The organism is Helicobacter sp. 12S02634-8 (assembly GCF_002272865.1).
In the GTDB taxonomy this organism is placed as follows: Bacteria; Campylobacterota; Campylobacteria; order Campylobacterales; family Helicobacteraceae; genus Helicobacter_J.
On the sequence record NZ_MLAP01000005.1, the window covers coordinates 1 to 18,341 of the forward strand.

Sequence of the window (18,341 nt, forward strand, 5' to 3'; positions counted from 1 at the left end):
CCTCCCTCCTTTTATTTAAAAATAAATAATACTTGGCGATAAGTATATTCTAATCAGAAAGGTTTGTCAATAGTATATAAAGTAATAAAATCTAGTCTTTTATATAGCTATTTTATGTCCTATGGATCATAGCTGATGGGTGGATTTGGGTTAAAAAGATATGAAATATTTTATCTATGGATACAAATAGATGTTGCATTTTATTGGTTGTGTGTGCCTTCTAATGTGTATGCAAAATCGTGATAATGCTTGATGTGGGGGGGATATGAGAGGATATGAAAGGAGGGTTGTGTATTTTTAGTATCTATTGTCGATAGATATTTGATAGGTTTTAGAGTGGTAATGATTATAGTATTTAAAATATTTAATTTTATGGAAATTTTTCTATTTTTGATAAAAGGTAAAATGATATTGATATATTTCTTTAATCCATTACTTTCCCTCATATCACCCAAATAAATCACTATGCTTGCCTATATCAATGCAAATTAAGATCAGTCCATCTTGTTGTTTTTGATAAATCAATAATAAATCAGGTCTTAAGTGGCATTCTCTGTATTTTTTCAATTTACCCATCAAGCTATGATCTCGATACTTTTTGTCTAAAACTTCATTATTGGCAAGCTTTTCTAAAACAATCTTGAATATATTTTTATCTTCTTCAGAGAGTTTTTTATATGACTTCTTGAATGATTTTGTTAGCTTAATGGTTGGCATCTAAAAAATCTATTGCTTCATTATAGCTAGAAAAGATATCGACTTTTCCATTTTCTGCTTCTGTGATCGCATTTTTTAGTTGTTTGCCAGGAGAGCTTTTGTCTATTTTTGGAAAAGCTGATTTTGTATTATTCCCTTTTCTAACCTGTATTTTTGCTTGTGGCTCTAGTTTGACTACGCTTTTTATAGCCTTTAGCAATCGCTCATCTGCATTGGATATTTTCAATATTAATTCCACTTTGCACTCCTTACATTTTCCCAAAAGGGATAATGCCCTTGATTTGTTGTATTATAGCATAGCCTTTTCTCTCAAGCTACAAACAAAATCCAAGGGAGCATAACAAGCCTTGAGTTGGGAATTTAACTTAAGGGGTGGTTATCAAACAACAGACATAAAAACTCTTTAAGTTTCCAACTGATGGAATATACAGCAATAAAGTGGTTACCATTTGAATATGCTTGAAAGATTATTTTAAATGGTAACCACTTTGGTAACCATTGTTCTAAAAATAGGGGAGTTTCGCAAATCAGGGGCTTGCAGAAAATCTATCAAAAAAATCTGCCAAAAAAGCTCGTAAAATAGGTGGTTTTAGAGGAAAATTGTATCAATGTTTGGAATATTGTATGCAAAAGAAAATGGAAATGGTGTCCACGGCGGGATTTGAACCCACGACCTTATGATTAGGAATCATACGCTCTATCCAGCTGAGCTACGAGGACTCAGGGACCGCACCTTGAGCATAGCTCAAAATGCAGTGAGTGATTATTTTTTCACTTTAGCTACAAGATCTTTAAGACCTTTTCCAGGTTTAAATTTTGGCACCATTTTATCGGCTGTTTTATAAGTTTTGCTGCTTCCAGGAACTTTTCCTGATTTGCCTTTTTGGAGAACGACTTCAAATTTTCCAAAACCTACTAGCTCAACATTTTGCTTTTTAGAAAGTGCTTTTTCTACAGCTGCTGTAAAAGCATTGACTGCGTTTTCAGCCTCTTTTTTGGTCGCAAATTCACCTGCATCTTTGACAAAATCTACAAATTCTGCTTTATTCATAATAGCCTCCATACTTGGAATATTTTTGTTTTTATTCAAAACTCGGCTATTCTACTTATATTTTCTCTTAAAATCAAGGCATTTAAGGGGATTTTGCAAACTTTAGGGGGAATTTTGCTCCTTTTTAAGGCATTTTTATATACAATAAGCTCCAAATTTATCCCTATCATCACTCTAAAGCAAAGGATTTGACAATGGCTCTAAAAGTCGCAATCAACGGAAGTGGGAGAATCGGACTCTGTGCAAGCAGAGTGATCGGCGCAAGAGATGACATTGAGCTTGTAGCCCTCAATAGCACTGCTGATATCGATACATTGCTACACCTCATCTGTTTTGACTCAGTGCACCGAGGCTACGATGCAGAAAAAATCGATGCGACAACCTTACGCATTGGCAAAAGCAAAAATGTAAAAATACTCTCCAATCGCGATCCATTGCAGCTAGACTTCTCTGCGTATGGGGCAAGGGGCGTGATTGAATGCACGGGCAAATTCAACTCTTTGGAAAAATCCTCCCTCCACCTCAAAGACAACATTGAAAGAGTCATCATCTCAGCGCCTGCTGAAAATACCCCGACTTTTGTCTATGGCGTCAATCATACCACCTATCAAGGGCAAAAGGTCATTTCAAACGCTTCTTGCACGACCAACTGCCTAGCACCCATTGTCAAAGTCCTCCACGAGCGTTTTGGGATAGAAAACGCCTTGATGACAACGATCCATAGCTACACCAACGATCAAAATCTCTTAGATGTCAAGCACAAAGATATCCGCCGTGCTAGGGCTGCAGGGCTCAATATGATCCCCACGACAACAGGTGCAGCCAAAGCCATTGGGCTAGTGATCCCCGAGCTTGAAGGCAAACTCAATGGTATTTCTATTCGCGTCCCCACTCCTGATGTGAGCTTGATTGACCTCAGCGCTAATCTTGCCACAAGCACCACAAAAGATACCATCAATCAAGCACTCACAGAAGCACAAAATAGCTCAATGCAAGGTATCATTGCTGTGGATACAAACAAATGCGTTTCTAGCGATTTCATCGGCTCAGCCTATAGTGCCATTTTTATACCCGATAAAACGCTTGTGCTCGCAGATAAAAGTATCAAGGTCTTAGCTTGGTATGATAATGAAATGGGCTATAGCCACAGACTTGTAGATATGAGTGTTTGGGCGTTGAGCCATTAGAGATTGTAATGCTAACTTTCAATCAATATTTTGACAAAAACCCCGAGCTAAGACATCTTGCTCACCCCACTAAAAAAGCCTTGGATAATGTGTTTGGAATCATCAATGCAGAATATCGAGCCAAAAAGAGTGGTTATTACAGACTGCCCTTTGAAGAAAAAGCCCTCAAAGATTCCAAGCAATACATCACAGACCATCAAGCCCTCCTCAAACAAATCAAAAACTTAGTCATCATCGGCATAGGTGGGAGCTCTCTAGGGCTCAAAGCCATTGATAGTATCCTCCAACATCTCCCCGTGCGCAAAGAAATCACACTGACCTTTTTAGAGCATACCGATCCGATTGAAATACAAAAATCACTCTTTGGTATCAGCAAAGAAGATACTTTATTTGTCATCATCTCCAAATCTGGCACGACCATCGAAACTTCATCGTTGATGAAATATGTCATCTGGCGCTATGAGCTGCTTGCTAGCCAAGAAAGTAAAGAACATATGGTATTGATTACTGATGAAGACTCTCCTCTACATCTCTTAGCACAAGATCAAAATATCCCCGTGCTCACTATCGCTAAAAATATCGGGGGGCGCTTTTCTGTCTTGAGTAGTGTGGGGATTTTGCCTTTAATGCTTTTGGGCTATGATGTCAATGCCTTGCTGCAAGGGGCTGCTGCATTTGAACAGAGATTTTTTGAACGCAAAGAAGAGCACTTGCTTAAAAAAGCAATTTTTTTAGCCAAAAATCGCGAACATTTTCCGATCAATATTCTTTTTTCATATTCGAGTGCGCTCAAAGATTTCAACTCTTGGTATGTGCAGTTATGGGGAGAGTCGCTAGGAAAGCTTGATATTTATGGTAAAAAGGTTGGTCTTACGCCGATTGGTCTTATCGGGAGTATCGATCAGCACTCATTTTTGCAGCTCATCGCACAAGGACTGATGGATAAAACCGTGACTTTTATCAGCCTAAATCGGACCAAATATGCCGAACCCAAAATCCCTGATTTAAAATGCAAATACCTTGAATCGACAGATTTTGTCAATAATACCTCCTTTGCTAAACTGCTCAATCTCCAGCAAATCGCCACGATGGAAACGATACAAAATGAAGGTATCCCTACAGACCATATTGAAATCGATGAGCTGTGTGAGGGGAGTGTGGGGAAGTTGATTATTTATTTTGAGCTTTTGACTTCGTGTGTGGGCGGGATTTTTAATATCAACTCCTACGATCAGCCTGCTGTAGAGTTTGGCAAAATCCGATTGAGAGAGATGTTTTGAATCCAATCAATCAGCAAGGCTAGGAAAGGCTAAGAGATGGGATATTTTCAAAAGTATCTGCAAAAGTATCTATATGCATGATGTGATACCACTAACTAATGTAAATATATGCTCTGATTGCAAGGTCAGCACTCCATGAATACACTCAAGGTATGCTTCAATCAGTATATTTTACGCTATATGCATCTTTATGACCCTGGTTATTTTAGCTTGATCTATGCTTTTAAGACGCTCATTGCAGTGTTTTTGAGTATTTTTATCAATGTGCTATTGTTTGGCCCTGCTGTGATTGTATGGGCAGGTTTGTTGCCGATCCATATTTATTTTTTGAATACCTTGATTGGCGATAGACCTTCAAAAATAAAATACCTGATTGCCTTTGTGTGCTTGAGTGCTTTGGCTGTATGGATATTTAGCATAGTGGCAGATTATGGGGTTTGGCTGTCTGTGCCTGTGGTGGTATTGGCTTTTATAGTGGGGATTGTGGGGGCTTATAGTATCGATTTGCAAAAAGTCCTCAATATGGTTCTCATCAATGGTCTAGTCGCTTGTATCTATGTGGATTCTCAAATCTCCTTGAGCTTAAATCACGAGATTTTGACGATTCTTATAGGTGGTGGGAGTGGGATTTTGCTGCAGCTTTTTGTGTTTGTGGGCAAATATGGAAAATTCACCAAAAAAAGATTCCCACCCTTGCTCTTTGATTTAGAATTAATGCTCCAAAGCATTACAGACACAGCCGATTATCCCCAAATTAGAGATAAGACACTCCAACAAATTGAGAGTATCAAATATATTTTCAACTCTCAAGCAAGCAAAATCAAAGACCCCCATACAGTCAAAAACGCCAAACGAGCTTTATTCTATCTCTATCGGATTGAAGAAATCTACCACTCGATTGATTCGATCCATCATTATTTCACAACTCAAGGCTTCCCAAAGCTTTTTACCCATCTCCAAAGAGAAATGATACACAATCTCAAAGAGCTATCCAAGCTTTTTGAAGCCCATCGCCCGCACCTAGAAAGAAACGCCCTCCAAGAAGCCTTGAGGGCTGATAACATCGCAATAGACAGAGTGTTTATCAATTCGATAAAAATCATCTATAACAAAATGGAGTCTTTCCGCAGAGGCGGGGAAGAAGAAGCCTATCTTGCGCAGTTTGTCCCCCCAAAAACGCTCAAAGATATTTTAGGAGTATTCCAATATGCCCACCCTATCTTTCGATATTCGATCAAATACGCCCTAGTGCTTGGGGCAAGTATCTTTGTAGCCAGATACCTCAAGATAGACCACGGCATGTGGATTGCTATGGGGGCAATCGCTATCATCAGACCAAGCCTAGGGAGTATCAAAGGTATCAGCAAGGATTATGTGATCGGGACTTTTATCGGATTACTCGCAGGTATAGGGCTTGTGATGGTGTTTGGAGGGACGCAGGTATTCCATCTTTTATTTTTGGTCGTTTTGTTTTTATTCATCTATTTAAAAGTCTATCCTTATTGCTTATGGTCTGGGGTGATGATGGTGGCGTTTGTGATGTTGTTTGCGAGCTTGAGGGCAGATTTTTTGCCATTGATTTTTGATAGATTTTTGTATATTTTGATAGGTTTTGGGATCGTGTTTGGGGCTTTTTGGTTTTTATGGCCCAAATATAGCCGCGATGAAGTGATACCTAATATCAAAAATAATATCTTACAGCTAAAAAAGCTCACAGCCACAATCTTAGAGGGATTGGGGACAATGATGGATGCACGCAGGGAGTTTTTGGGGCTACAAAGTGTATTTTTCACTCAATACAATCAGCTCAATGCCTCGATTCAAGAAGCAGCAAAAGAAAACAATATCCCAAACACTTCTGAAATCACTCACGCATTGAACGCTCTCAAATACATCGATCATATCCATCAAAACACCAACAAACTCTATGATTATTTGCTGCATATCCCACAAGCTGAATTATGCGATAATAGAGAGCTTTTCAAAAATGATATGACCCTGCTCTTGACGCGATATGAAATGCTCTCAAAGCTCATTGATGGGCTGCCTTATTATTTCAAAGAAGAAAAAGATGGGCGATTTTTATGTATGGAAGAAAAATTCAGTATGATAGTCGATAATATTTTTGACTTACAAAATCAACTCTATCTGGTTGTTTTGTCAAAAATCAAACACTGATTAAACGCTAAAGTAGGGGCAAGTCCCCAAGTTAATTGCAATATTGATTAAAGTTTATGGAGAAAAAATGAATACCTTAGAAAAAGAAAGAAAAAAAGTTGCTTTGTTTATTGATTGTGAAAATGTCAGTCAAAAACTCATTGGCGAGATTATGGAGCGCTTGGCTGAAGTGGGAGAAGTGTGTGTGAAAAAGGCATATGGAGATTGGCGCAATACTGCAATCAAGGGCTGGGAAGAGGCATTGATCAAGTATTCGATTGAGCCCATACACATCATCACAGGCAATCGCAATGGCGATGGGAGCAAGGCAGGCAAAAACTCTTCAGATATTAAAATCACCATTGATGTCATCAACACATTGCACTCAGGCGTGATGGAGTGTATCGCTTTGGCTACAAGTGATAGTGATTTTGCCCCCTTAGCCCAAGAGATAAGAACTAAGGGCATTCCAGCCATTGGCTTTGGCGAGAGAAAGGCAAGAGAGGATTTCCGCAAGGCTTTCACGAGCTTTGAAGAACTAGGTATCATACACCCTACCAAAGACCCCCAGCTCTCCAAAGACAAAAACCTCATCAAGCTACTCAAAGAAGCTGTCGAATCCACCTCAGGCGATGATGGCAAATCGCTTGTTTCTCGGGTGGGTCTTTGGATCAAAAATAACTATTTCAAATCAGCTTCTTCTTATGGTCTTGATGGCTGGGGCGATGTGTTTAAGGCATTGCCCGATTTTTTTGATGTGACTTATAGTGGTGTCAATAACAGCATCATGAGTGTGCAATACCGAAAAAAATCCTAAAGCCCAAAATATCTCCATAGTCCAAAAATTTTTAAAAATTTTAAAAAATTAAAAAAGAAGGGGGGTGGCTAGAAAGTTCAATGCCATAGATAAGAGGGATAAGTGCTATGCCCACGCGCGAGTTTGCCAATACAAGTGATACGAACTCGATATTTTTTAGCAAGACGCAAAAGCCGCACAGAATCTTTAGGTGCGATACAAAAAAGCACTTCATATTCTTCACCACTCTGATAAGCGCTCTTGCGTTGAAAGAGCTTAAAGGCAAGGCGATTGGCGTTTGAGAGCGTGTTGAGCTCTGCGTAGATACCATCAGAAACATCTGTGCATATATGCGTAAATTTGGCAATCGCGCGGATAAAACTCTCGCGCAAAATCGGAGAATAAAAACGCGAACGCAAGGATTTGACACCACCTCTTTGGCGATTTTTAAGCTCTTTGAGGCTGCTACCTAGAGTGCCTGTGTGGTAAATCAGATCCCCTACTCTGCCCCCATATCGCAAGAGCGCAGGTCGCTTCGCTTGCCCAATCATTGTGATTGTGATACCCAATATGGGCGCACTGATGGTATCGCCCCCGATGATTTGGATCTGAAACTCTCTGCAAGCCCGCACAAAACCAGCAATCAAAGCGCGGATATAGCCTTTGGTAATGTCTTTAGGGAGCGAAAGGGCTAAAAGTGCATATTTAGGCACAGCGTTCATCACTAAAATATCTGAAATATTGACCAAAAATGCCTTATAGCCAATCTCTTGAGGGCTAAACCACTCCCTTTTGAAATGCACCCCCTCCCAAAACATATCCATTCCATACACAGGGCTATTGATATCATTAGGCAAACAAGCAGGCTTTGGATAGCCACCTTTTTGAGAAGTCAGCAAAACTGCATCATCACCCAAGCCTTTTGTGATACCTGTATCTTTGAGGGTTTGGATAAAAAACTTTTCAATATCTTCCATCAATGCCTACTGACTTTGATTTGATACACAAACTCATTGCATTTTCATACTCATATCTATCCAAACAGCCTGATGGATCAAAGACCCCACACTGATGGCATCTACGCCACTTTTAGCATAGGCAAGTATCTTGTCTTTAGTGATATTCCCACTGCCTTCAAGCAAGATATGGGGATAGTGAGTATCTCGATAAGCAACGACTGCAGAGATTTCACAAATAGGCATATTATCACACATCACAATATCTGCGCCTGCTTGCATAGCGATTTTAGCAAAGCCCACATCTTCGCACTCGATTTCGATTTTTGATGTCCAAGGGATATGCAAGCGCGCTTTTTTGAGAAAAGATTGAAGCTCTTGGGGTTGGATATGTCGCAAATGTGTATCTTTGAGCATTAAAGTATCATCTAAGCCCATACGATGGTTTTTCGCCCCACCATTACGGACAGAATATTTTTCAAAATCCCTCAAAAGCGGACGCGTCTTGCGTGTATCTAGCACAGCTATATCAATACCTTTGAGTTCTTTGAGATAAGCTGCGGTGTTGGTTGCGATCCCACTAGAATGCTGCAAGATATTAAGAATCACCCTCTCGAGCTTGAGTAAAAGCGTATAACTCCCCTCTAACTCTAGCAAAATCTTACGATCGCTAAATGCCTCACCATCATTGATATGCCATATGCATTTGACATTGATGAGCCCAAAAAGCTCACAAATATACACCTTGCCTGAAAATACGCCAGCTTCTTTGGCGATAATATGGGCTTTAGCACTAAAATCTTCATCAATCAGTCGCTCAAACAAATCCCCCCGTCCCAAATCCTCTTCCAAAGCTTGTAAGATAAATTCTCTTCTACTCTTTGCCATCAAGAAAGCTCCAACATCTTATCCAAAGCCTGCTTGGCAAACACAGCTGTTTGTGTATCGATATTGATTTGATTATAGGGGCGATGGTTTTTATAGGCCTTCAGGACTTCAAAAATATCTTCTAAGGTCGTTTCGTTCATCGTGGGGCATTCAGGGATAGTCGATGAGAGCACAAAGGTATTTTTCTTGCCAATAGGTGTAGGGCGCAAGCGATTGACAAGGTTGAATTCTGTGCCAACAGCGACCTTTTGGGTTTCAGGAAGTGCGCGGACATAAGCAATGATCTGGCTTGTAGAGCCAACAAAATCAGCCAACTCCACCACATCAGGGCGACACTCAGGATGCGCAGCGATGAGTATATCGGGATATTTTTGCCTAAAAAACTTCACATCATCGGGCGTAAAAAGCTGATGGACAGAACAAAAACCATTATAACAAATCACATCAGCCTCCAAGACCTTTTTTTGAGAATCGATACCTAAAATCGCTGATTTGAGCCCATAAGAACGCGCAAGATTCTCGCCCAAACATTTATCGGGCAAGAAAAAAATCTTTTTTTGCTGCTGATAGGTGTGTTCAAAAATCTTTTTAGCATTAGAGCTTGTGCAGACAAGCCCTCCCATCTTACCGACCTTGGCCTTGACATCTGCGTTGGAATTGATATAAGTGATCGGAGTGAGCATAGAAGCAGGAATACCATAGGATTCCAAAAGAGCAAGGCTATTGTCAAAATAAGTGCTACTAACCATACGCGCCATCGAACAACAAGCGATTTTAGGCATAATCACTTCTTTTTGAGGGGCTAAGATCTTCACGCTCTCACCCATAAAGCCCACGCCACAAAACACAATAAGGTTTTTTGAGCTTTGAGAGCCCTTTTTGGCAAGCTCTAGGCTATCTCCACTGAAATGCGCTAAATGCACAATCTCATCTTTTTGATAAAAATGTGCCACCAAAAGAGCGTCCAAATCCTCTAAAAGTCCTTTAATTTCTTGTTGAATGTCTCGCATCATTGCAACCTTTGGTTATAGAGTTTGTGTCGTGTCTGTAATCAATTCGCCTATTGTATCACCAAATTTTACTTTTGAGCTAACAAGACAAGAGGGCAAACAATGCTCCACAAACACTACAATCGTAGATCCCATCTTGAAAAATCCGATTTCTTGGGCTTTAGCGATATGAATAGGGGTGGGATAATGGTAGGTGGTGCTTTGTGCGTGTGCGGTGTTTGTGCTGATACGAGGCTCAAAATGCAACACCATCTGCCCCACATTTAAAGCCCCCACTGCCACAAAATACAAAATAGAATCATTGGGGGTCTTGGCTACAATCACTACGCGTTCATTGCGGACAAACAAATGGGCATTTTTGCGTAATGATGGTTCATTGACAGGCAAAAGCTCTCCTGCAAAATACCGCACTTCCATCACCTCTAAATCACAAGGGGCGTGATAGCGGTGGTAGTCTTTGGGCGAGAGGTAAAGATTGATATAAAAATATCCTGATTTGAGCGAGCTCTGCCCCAAAAGCTCGCCCACGCTATAAGACATACCTTTGATTTGGAGGGCTTGGGCGTCAATGACTGCACCTAGTTCAGTGATTTTAGCATCACAAGGAGAAATGAGTGTCTTAGAAGATGGGTCAAATGGGCGTTGTGTGCGTAAAGATCGGGTAAAAAGAGCATTGAGTGTTGCATAGCTCTCTATGGGGTCAAACTCTTGCAAAGAAATACCAAAGATTTTGACATAAAGCGCATTGATACGCCTTTGGATAAAAGCAGGGAATTTATAATTAGCGAACTTTCCAAAATATCGTGAGAGAGTATTAGACAGATGCATTTTTTTCCTTTTGATAGATTTCCCAAATGGGGATTTCAAAGAGATCGGGCGCATTTTGGAGCACTTCAAAGGGCTTGAAACGCTCCTTATATCCCATACAATAATGGTCTTTGATCCAATACCCTGGATAGAAAAATTTCAAGCCCTTTTGCTGTGCGAGCTTGATTTGGGATAAGATATTAAATGTCCCTAAGCTCAAATCCTCTCTGCTAGGGTCATAGAAAAAATAAATCGCTGAAACACTATCCAAAACAATATCCACCAGCCCAAGCCCCACAAGCTCATCTTGGATATAATAAGCAAACTCATAGCCAAAATTCATAAACCCCTCAACAAACATATCTCCATAGCTCATCGCATCAATACCCTTATAATCCCAGCCCTTTTTACCCACCATATGGCAGTGGTATTTGTGATACAACTCTAGCCGTGCTGTATCAACTTGAGGTTTTGAGATGATGAGTTGTGTGGCTTTATTTTTAGCGATGGTGCGTTTGTGGTTTTTACTCAAGACAAAATCCCCCACAAGCTGACGGATTGAAATACAATCTCTACACCCCGGACAAACAGGGACAAAAAAATACCGCCCAAATCGCCGCCAACCCCTCTCAAGCAGCCCTCTATAGAAATGAGGACGGCAGTTTTGGATATGGAGATAATAAAATTGGCTTGTTCTGGTCTTGATATAGTTGCACTCTCTTTGTTCGGAATAAAAATCTGTAATCTGCATGCAATCAGAATATCACTTGATATCAGCCAGCTTCAAAATAAACTCCACTTCACCCCGCCCAATTCTGAGTTCTTTGGCAATAGACTCAATACTCCAACCATCTTGAAACATCGTGATAATGCGTTTTTCATCGATATCATTGCCACTGGGTGCGAAATGCCCAAATTCACGCAGTCTATTTTCTAATGTGATGATCTTTTCTTCAAAATAATCCCTATCTTTCTCTAATGTTTCTTGCACCCCTTGGATATGCGTATAGAGATTAGAAAAGCTAGCACTCAAATTGCTTTTGACTTCATTTTTGATATTAGCCCCCAGCGTTGAGTTAGCAAATTCAGATTGCATTTCATTTTCTTGCACCCATTTTTTGATTTTATAGATTTCTTTACCCAATATCTCAATGGCCTTTTCTAGGCGCTGGGCTTTTTTCTGGGATTCTCTGTCTTTGATATAGCTATAAAGCACCAAAAATATCAGTGCCAAAAGCACCAATCCAGCAGATGCTAGCCATAAATCATCAGGAGTTATATGCATATATTTTCCTTTCTATCCCATCGGGAGTGTATTGGGGTGTGGTTGTGATTTTTCATATTTATGCCTCCGCAAATATTCTATTTCTTGATTGGCAATATACATATCAAAGTCTTGAATATCCCTTGAGTGCATTTGCGTAATCTGGAGGATCTGCGTATCAAAAGCCTTGCCAAAAGCCCCGATATATCTTTGAGGGAATATAGGAAGCTCAAAGCGCAAATAATATTCTTGTGATGGCTCAAACGCCCCCTGATTAGCACAAATCACCCCGTGCCCTAGGGCTTGGATTGATGTTTGAAAATCTAAGGCAAGGAGTTTTGGGGCTTGGTCTTTGATGAGGGCTTCTAATGTGTTGAGTTTATGATAAATCTGTATCAGCACCTCTAAAATCACTGCATTTTCTCCATTGCCAAAAGCATTGCTAGAGGCATTGGCTTTGTGTTTTAAATTTTCTAGCCATTTACCCAAGGTATCGCTCCCATCTGTGCTTAAATGCTGATATTCTGCAAATGTATCCACGCAAGGTATGCCATATGCAAGGGGCAATAAACAAGGGACAATGCGCGTAGGGAAGCCATTATCTTTGCAAACCTTAGCAAAATCAACTTCCATAAGTCCTACCCAGCCCATCTAAGAGTATAAAAAGGAAAAATACAAAGCCCAAATAGCCATTGGAAACAAAAAACGCCTTAGGGATATTCTTAAAATCAAGACTGACTAAATACTGCTCATACACAAGCATTATCATTGCAATCCCCAACCCCATATAAGCAAAGATCCAGCCATTTGAACAATACACAAACAAAGCCCAAAACACAACAGCAATCATATGGAAACATCGTGAAATCCAAAGTGTTTTTGTTGTGCCAAATGCTGATGGGATAGAATAAAGCCCCTCTTGTTTGTCAAACTCAATATCTTGGAGTGAATACAACAAATCAAACCCAGCGACCCAAAACACAACCCCCAAAGCTAAAAACAAACTCCATAAAGGCACGCCCCCCAAAACAGCAATGACCCCAGCAATCGGAGCTAACCCCAAAGAAATGCCCAAGACCAAATGGGCCAAATAGCTAAAACGTTTCATATAAGAATACCCACCTAGCACCACTAAAAAAGGCACAGAGAGCAAAAACGCTAAATCATTGATCCCATAGCTTGCCCCGATAAAAATCAATGCATTGCAAGCACAAAAAATCAAAATACTCCCCGCACGCACTCGCCCATCTACGCTCGGGCGCTGATTGGTTCTAGCATTTTTTGCATCAATATCCCGATCGCAATATCGATTGAACGCCATAGCAAAATTTCTCGCACTCACTAAAGCGATCGCACATAAAATCAAGGTTTTTACTCCAAACCAAACACTATGATTGGCATCAACAGAAGCCACAACCATTGCAATCAAGATAAATGCCCCAGAAAATATCGTATGCTCAAACACCACAAGTTCGCTGAAATTTTTAAACTTTTTTAACACACTCGCCTCGCTAAAAACTATTTGATTCCCAATGAAACGACTTTTTTCAAGCCCTCTGAAACGCTCATATCTGATTTTTGTATCTTGTCTTTTTTGACCCGAAGCAAGATACCTGAAGTGGGATTGGGCGTAGTGGGGATAAATACCCAATAAAATTCTTCTTCTTCTTTTGTGATAAAACCTATGAGGCTATTACCTGCTAAATCCACATACCCCACGCCCAAATATCCCTCAGCTCCCTTGCCTGAAAACATCTTGATGATGTCTTTTAAGACAGCATATATCGTAGCCACTCCAGGGATTTTGCCGATGATAAATTCTGAAACCTTAATCAGCAAAAATTCTTTATTCTTCTCAAACAAAAACCCCGCATAAACCAACAATAGCACCATCGCTACCAAAATCCCTGCTGTAGCGCTCATACTATTGGCTGTGGTATCAAAAATAATCTCAATGAAATATTTGATGAATCCAAAAATAAAAGAAAGCAACCAAAGCAAAAGAATAATGGGCAAAAGCACCAAAATACCTTTCCCTATCAGCCTAAAAATCGTATCCATTGGTTTCCTTGAACTTTTGGGGATATTTTACAATTTTTTACCTATAAAAGCTATAAATATCGCCACAGCAAAACAATAAAAAATCCGATACTCCAAAGATTCAAAAGCACATACATCTTCTTTGAATAAATCGCACACAAAGACAATCCCACATATGCAAGCACAAAAATCCCCGGCGCATAATACTCAATAAATGGAGGGTTCAAAGCAGCCCCTTGGAGCAAAAACTTATCCATCACCCCGCCAAACCCTAATGCATGCAGTCCCAAACTCAAGGGAAAAAAGACTATAAAAGCAATGCTTACTGGGATAGAAATCAGCTGATAGGGCGTGAAATAAGGGAAAAAATAATGCACGATGGGAGCGATGTTAAAAAAAATCGCAAAGTTGAATAAAATCGCATAAAAAATCTTATGCATTTTAGGGCAGTGCTTGATGAATAAAAAGATATAAAATACTCCTGCTACTGACAAAATAAAGCCGATATTTATTAGCAATGATGGGAAAAGAGCGATACAAAAAAGACAGACAAAAAACAATAAAGAAAAGCTAAGCAGCCGAATCCCGCTATAATAAATCAAAAACCCAAGCACAGCCATCACAAAAGAGCGGAAAAAAGAGGGCTGATAATCCAAAATCAGCAAATACCCAAACATTAATATCAATATCAAAGCCCCCAAATCATAGGCTTCATTGCGATAAGGAAAATAACGATGTTGGCAGTAGCGATACAAAGGCGCAAACACAAGATAAAAAACTCCACTCAATACTCCCAGATGGAAGCCACTGATAGCGATGATATGGGCAAGCCCAAGCTTGTTAGACACATCTCGCCATTGCTTATCAAGGGGATCAGCGATAAAAAGTGCACGATAGAGATTCCCTGCAGACGCCCCCTCTGCTGCTTGGGCGTGCTGCTTGTCGATAAAATCTCTGATTGTATCTCGATAATCCCTTTTATGCAATAAAGAAATACTATAGGCAAACACATAACAGCTTTTAAAAAACTGCAAAAAGCTACATTTTTGGATCTGTCCATATAGGCGAATATAGCGATTTGCTATAGATTTTAGGTCTTCTTTTGAGGTGGTATAAAATATGTTGTTGTTTGTATCTGAGAGCTTGAGGACAAAATAATGTTCGATTTTGCGTGTGCCATTTTTGAGGGTTTTTTCTACAGATTTGGGGTATTGCAAGACAACTTGCGCATAGATTTCTTGGGGTTTACTAAAATCAAGCTGAGAAAACTGCCGATACTTCTCCCCCACACTATAGGCAAACACAAGCACAAACAATCCAATAAAAAACACCCACTCACGCACCCCCTCAATCAAAAGCACAGCATAGGGCGAAGACTTAGACTTATTCACAAATCAAATATCTGCAACCGAGATGACCGCAGAATTGGAGATAGAAGTGGCTGTGGGGATAGAGGTGGCTGTATAGGAAACTTCAGTTTCTGAAGCAATATCTTCAAAGCGCGTATAAGTGCCATTGAATTGGATTTTGATCGTGCCGATTTCACCATTTCTATTTTTAGCCACAATGATTTCAGCAGGCTCAATCGCCCCTTTTTTGCTTGATTCTTCTTTGGAGCGCCTAAGCTCTGCTTCATATTCCCGTAATTTCTTTTCATCACCCTCTTTTTTGAGCTTAGCGAGTCTGTGGTCTTCATCTTTTTTGCGATAAACTTCATCACGATAGAGAAATAAAATAATATCAGCATCTTGTTCAATCGCCCCTGATTCTCGCAAATCTGACAATATCGGCCGCTTATCATCGCGGCTATCGACAGATCGGTTGAGCTGACTTAACGCGATAATGGGTATCTCTAGCTCTCTAGCTAGCGTCTTGAGTCCTCTGCTGATTTCGCTGATTTCTTCTTGGCGCATCATATCAGGGCGACGATTCCCATTACCCATCAGCTGGAGGTAGTCAATGATAGCAATTTCAATATTTTGATTTTTACTTTTGAGTTTGCGGAGTTTAGAACGCAATTGATTGATACTCAAGCTCGAGCCATCATCGATAAAAAGGTCTTTAGACGCCATCATCTCAGAGTATCTTGAGAGCTCTTGCCATTGGTTGTCATTGAGATTGCCAGTTTTAAGCTCTCCTAGGGGGATAGAAGTCATTGCTGAGAGCAAACGCAACATCAAATGCTCTGCAGGCATTTCCAAACTAAAGACAGCCACGCCTTTATCGTGATTCAAAATAGTCTGTGCCATATTCAAAAACAAGGCCGTTTTTCCCATCGAAGGCCGCGCCCCGATAATGATAAGCTCGCCTTTATTGAAGCCTGTAGTTTTTTTATTGAGTTCTTTGAAGCCTGTGTTGAGCCCTGTGAGGTAGTGGTTACCTCTTTGTTTGCGCTCTTGGATAAGGGCGATAGTGCTGTCTATGATTTGAGGGCTATCTCGGAAGCCACTTTCTGTGGTTTTCATAGAAATGCTATAGATTTGTTTTTCGATCTCATCAAGAATCTCTTCGCTGCTCGCCCACGCGTCCATTGACTTTTCGCGCAAAGTATTTGCCAAAGAGTGCAATTCTCTTTTTAAAGAAATGCTTTTGAGCTCCTTGATATAACCCTCGATATTAGCAATGGGATTGCTTGAGAGGATATATAAAAATTCATCATCGCTGATTTTTTTATTTTCAGGGATTTTTGAACGGATAAATTCTGCGTCCAAAGGGAGATTTTTCCTGAAAAGATCTAAGGCAATCTCAAAAATCGTCCGATGTGGGATATGGGAAAAATCCTTAGGTTCAAGCAAATCAGCAATACTATCAAAACGATTAGGATCAAACATAATCGAAGAAATCACAATGCGTTCGATATTTATAGGGTGGCTATTGGGGATTTCAAGCATAGGCTACTCTCTGTCAAATATATGATTCTAACGCAACTCACTTTTATTTTTGCTTTGAAAGATAAAAAACAAACCAAAAAGATACATCAAGCAAGTAAAAATCAAAAACAATCCCAAAAGTGTGTAGGCATTGACGATAGGCTGGGTCAAAAGCGGGGAGGCAAACTGCCCTAAGAAAATCGAACTCGCCATAAAGCCCAAAGCCCTAGCGCGCTGATTTTCAAGTGCCATAGAAAGGATATAAGAACTGCTATTGATAATAATAAGCCCTCCACCTGCTCCCAAAAACACTAAAGAAACCATCACAATCCAATAATTATGCACCACATACAAGAGCAAAAAACAAGTCCCCATCAAAAAAAATCCCACAGCATAAATCCCATAAATATTCAAAACATTTCTCAAACGCGCATAAAACAACGAAAAAGCCCCATAAGCAATCGCTGAAGCCGACATAGAAATCCCAACAATATCACTGCTTTTACCTAGATCGTGGATAATGAAAAATGGAATTTGTGTCGGAGAAATATAATAAGCCACATTACACAAAAAGACTAGCAAATATGCAGGCAAAAATCTAAAAAAATCAAATTTACCGATTTGTGCGTGGGTAGTGAGCGATCTTTTTTTGGGCTTATGGGGTTCAAAAAGCTTGGCATAAGCCAAAAAAGCTATGAGAATCCCCAAAAGATATGCCAAAAAAGGATAGCGCCAATCAATGCTTGAGAGATACCCTCCTAAAGAAATAAAAACAGCACTCCCCACTGCTGTAGCAAAGCCTTGCTTGCCAACTGCTTTCTGCCTATCTTCGCCCAGATAATAATCCCCAATCAAGGCACTCGCCCCTGTCATGATCAAAGCAGTTGCGATACCAAAAATCGCCCTTGAAACCAAAAGCAAATAAACATTATCCAAGAAAAACCCACAAAATCCAAAAAAACTCCATACAAACATCGCAGGGATCAAAAACTTGATTTTGCCATAACGATCGAGCAAGATACCACTCAAAGGCGAAAAAAGCATTACAAAAAGAGCAGGCAAGGTCAAAATCAGCTTGGATAAAAACTCAATCCCTGCAACTGAGTGGAAATGGGATTGGATCGCAGGCAAAGATGGAGCGATGACTACACTGCCCAAAATCGTCATTGAGGTGGTCGAAAACAAGGCGATTTGAAAAATTGGGCGATGGACAATCTTTTTGAGCTTGCCTTCAAGTTTGGTATGCTGTGTGGGCTTTTCTTGCATTGCCCCTCCTCTCAACAAAATAATTCTCGCCATTATATCCGATAAAAAGTAA

General features: G+C 40.1%; 19 protein-coding genes and 1 tRNA gene. 4 read left to right on the forward strand and 16 right to left on the reverse strand.

Going from position 1 to position 18,341, the window contains the following annotated elements; translation table 11 throughout:
• Positions 1-447: 447 nt before the first annotated feature.
• The 4 genes from BKH46_RS04000 to BKH46_RS04015 all read right to left on the reverse strand — a co-directional run bounded on the left by BKH46_RS04000 (position 448) and on the right by BKH46_RS04015 (position 1,768).
• Positions 448-717 carry a type II toxin-antitoxin system YafQ family toxin gene (locus BKH46_RS04000; RefSeq protein WP_095225551.1) on the reverse strand — a complete coding sequence of 90 codons (270 nt, stop codon included), beginning with the start codon at positions 715-717 and terminating at the stop codon, positions 448-450.
• On the reverse strand, positions 704-955 hold the full coding sequence (locus tag BKH46_RS04005; protein WP_095225552.1) for a hypothetical protein: 252 nt from the start codon (positions 953-955) through the stop codon (positions 704-706). The genes BKH46_RS04000 and BKH46_RS04005 overlap by 14 nt, the downstream gene beginning before the upstream one ends.
• Positions 956-1,360: 405 nt before the next feature.
• A tRNA-Arg gene (locus BKH46_RS04010) sits at positions 1,361-1,437 on the reverse strand.
• 43 nt (positions 1,438-1,480) lie between these two features.
• The gene (locus BKH46_RS04015) at positions 1,481-1,768 is read right to left on the reverse strand and encodes an HU family DNA-binding protein (RefSeq protein WP_095225553.1); all 288 of its coding nucleotides are present in this window, start codon (positions 1,766-1,768) and stop codon (positions 1,481-1,483) included.
• Positions 1,769-1,962: 194 nt separating this feature from the next.
• On the opposite strand from BKH46_RS04015, the gene gap reads away from it, so the two are divergent.
• From gap to BKH46_RS04035, 4 genes are all read left to right on the forward strand, one after another.
• Complete coding sequence (gap, locus tag BKH46_RS04020; protein ID WP_095225554.1) at positions 1,963-2,955, forward strand: type I glyceraldehyde-3-phosphate dehydrogenase; 993 nt, start codon at positions 1,963-1,965, stop codon at positions 2,953-2,955.
• Positions 2,937-4,235, forward strand: coding sequence for a glucose-6-phosphate isomerase (locus BKH46_RS04025; RefSeq protein ID WP_253248299.1), 1,299 nt, complete (start codon positions 2,937-2,939; stop codon positions 4,233-4,235). Before gap ends, BKH46_RS04025 begins: the two co-directional genes overlap by 19 nt.
• A 135-nt stretch (positions 4,236-4,370) precedes the next feature.
• Positions 4,371-6,413: an FUSC family protein gene (locus BKH46_RS04030; protein ID WP_095225556.1), complete on the forward strand. Its 2,043-nt coding sequence runs from the start codon at positions 4,371-4,373 to the stop codon at positions 6,411-6,413.
• A gap of 67 nt (positions 6,414-6,480) precedes the next feature.
• A complete protein-coding gene (locus tag BKH46_RS04035) occupies positions 6,481-7,209 on the forward strand; it encodes an NYN domain-containing protein (RefSeq protein ID WP_095225557.1) in 729 nt (242 codons plus the stop codon).
• A gap of 77 nt (positions 7,210-7,286) precedes the next feature.
• Here the strand turns inward: BKH46_RS04035 and BKH46_RS04040 are convergent, their stop codons facing one another.
• The 12 genes from BKH46_RS04040 to BKH46_RS04095 are packed head-to-tail and all read right to left on the reverse strand — an operon-like array spanning position 7,287 to position 18,289.
• On the reverse strand, positions 7,287-8,165 hold the full coding sequence (locus BKH46_RS04040; protein ID WP_095225558.1) for a thiamine-phosphate kinase: 879 nt from the start codon (positions 8,163-8,165) through the stop codon (positions 7,287-7,289).
• A 33-nt stretch (positions 8,166-8,198) separates the two neighbouring features.
• Positions 8,199-9,032, reverse strand: coding sequence for a carboxylating nicotinate-nucleotide diphosphorylase (gene nadC / locus BKH46_RS04045; protein WP_095225559.1), 834 nt, complete (start codon positions 9,030-9,032; stop codon positions 8,199-8,201).
• Positions 9,032-10,045, reverse strand: a complete 1,014-nt coding sequence (nadA, locus tag BKH46_RS04050) for a quinolinate synthase NadA (protein WP_172402551.1) — start codon at positions 10,043-10,045, stop codon at positions 9,032-9,034. Before nadA ends, nadC begins: the two co-directional genes overlap by 1 nt.
• 12 nt (positions 10,046-10,057) lie before the next feature.
• Positions 10,058-10,870 carry a phosphatidylserine decarboxylase gene (locus BKH46_RS04055; RefSeq protein ID WP_095225561.1) on the reverse strand — a complete coding sequence of 271 codons (813 nt, stop codon included), beginning with the start codon at positions 10,868-10,870 and terminating at the stop codon, positions 10,058-10,060.
• Positions 10,857-11,600, reverse strand: a complete 744-nt coding sequence (locus BKH46_RS04060; protein WP_095225562.1) for an arginyltransferase — start codon at positions 11,598-11,600, stop codon at positions 10,857-10,859. The genes BKH46_RS04055 and BKH46_RS04060 overlap by 14 nt, the downstream gene beginning before the upstream one ends.
• Before the next feature lie 12 nt (positions 11,601-11,612).
• Positions 11,613-12,134, reverse strand: coding sequence for a helix-turn-helix domain-containing protein (locus tag BKH46_RS04065; protein ID WP_095225563.1), 522 nt, complete (start codon positions 12,132-12,134; stop codon positions 11,613-11,615).
• 12 nt (positions 12,135-12,146) lie between these two features.
• Positions 12,147-12,746 carry a hypothetical protein gene (locus BKH46_RS04070; protein WP_095225564.1) on the reverse strand — a complete coding sequence of 200 codons (600 nt, stop codon included), beginning with the start codon at positions 12,744-12,746 and terminating at the stop codon, positions 12,147-12,149.
• Positions 12,736-13,614 carry a menaquinone biosynthesis prenyltransferase MqnP gene (mqnP, locus tag BKH46_RS04075; RefSeq protein WP_095225565.1) on the reverse strand — a complete coding sequence of 293 codons (879 nt, stop codon included), beginning with the start codon at positions 13,612-13,614 and terminating at the stop codon, positions 12,736-12,738. Before mqnP ends, BKH46_RS04070 begins: the two co-directional genes overlap by 11 nt.
• A gap of 17 nt (positions 13,615-13,631) precedes the next feature.
• Complete coding sequence (locus tag BKH46_RS04080; RefSeq protein WP_095225566.1) at positions 13,632-14,174, reverse strand: DUF502 domain-containing protein; 543 nt, start codon at positions 14,172-14,174, stop codon at positions 13,632-13,634.
• 50 nt (positions 14,175-14,224) lie between these two features.
• On the reverse strand, positions 14,225-15,544 hold the full coding sequence (locus BKH46_RS04085) for a ComEC/Rec2 family competence protein (protein WP_095225567.1): 1,320 nt from the start codon (positions 15,542-15,544) through the stop codon (positions 14,225-14,227).
• 3 nt (positions 15,545-15,547) lie between these two features.
• A complete protein-coding gene (locus tag BKH46_RS04090; RefSeq protein ID WP_095225568.1) occupies positions 15,548-17,044 on the reverse strand; it encodes a replicative DNA helicase in 1,497 nt (498 codons plus the stop codon).
• A 27-nt stretch (positions 17,045-17,071) separates the two neighbouring features.
• A complete protein-coding gene (locus BKH46_RS04095; RefSeq protein WP_095225569.1) occupies positions 17,072-18,289 on the reverse strand; it encodes an MFS transporter in 1,218 nt (405 codons plus the stop codon).
• Positions 18,290-18,341 lie beyond the last annotated feature (52 nt).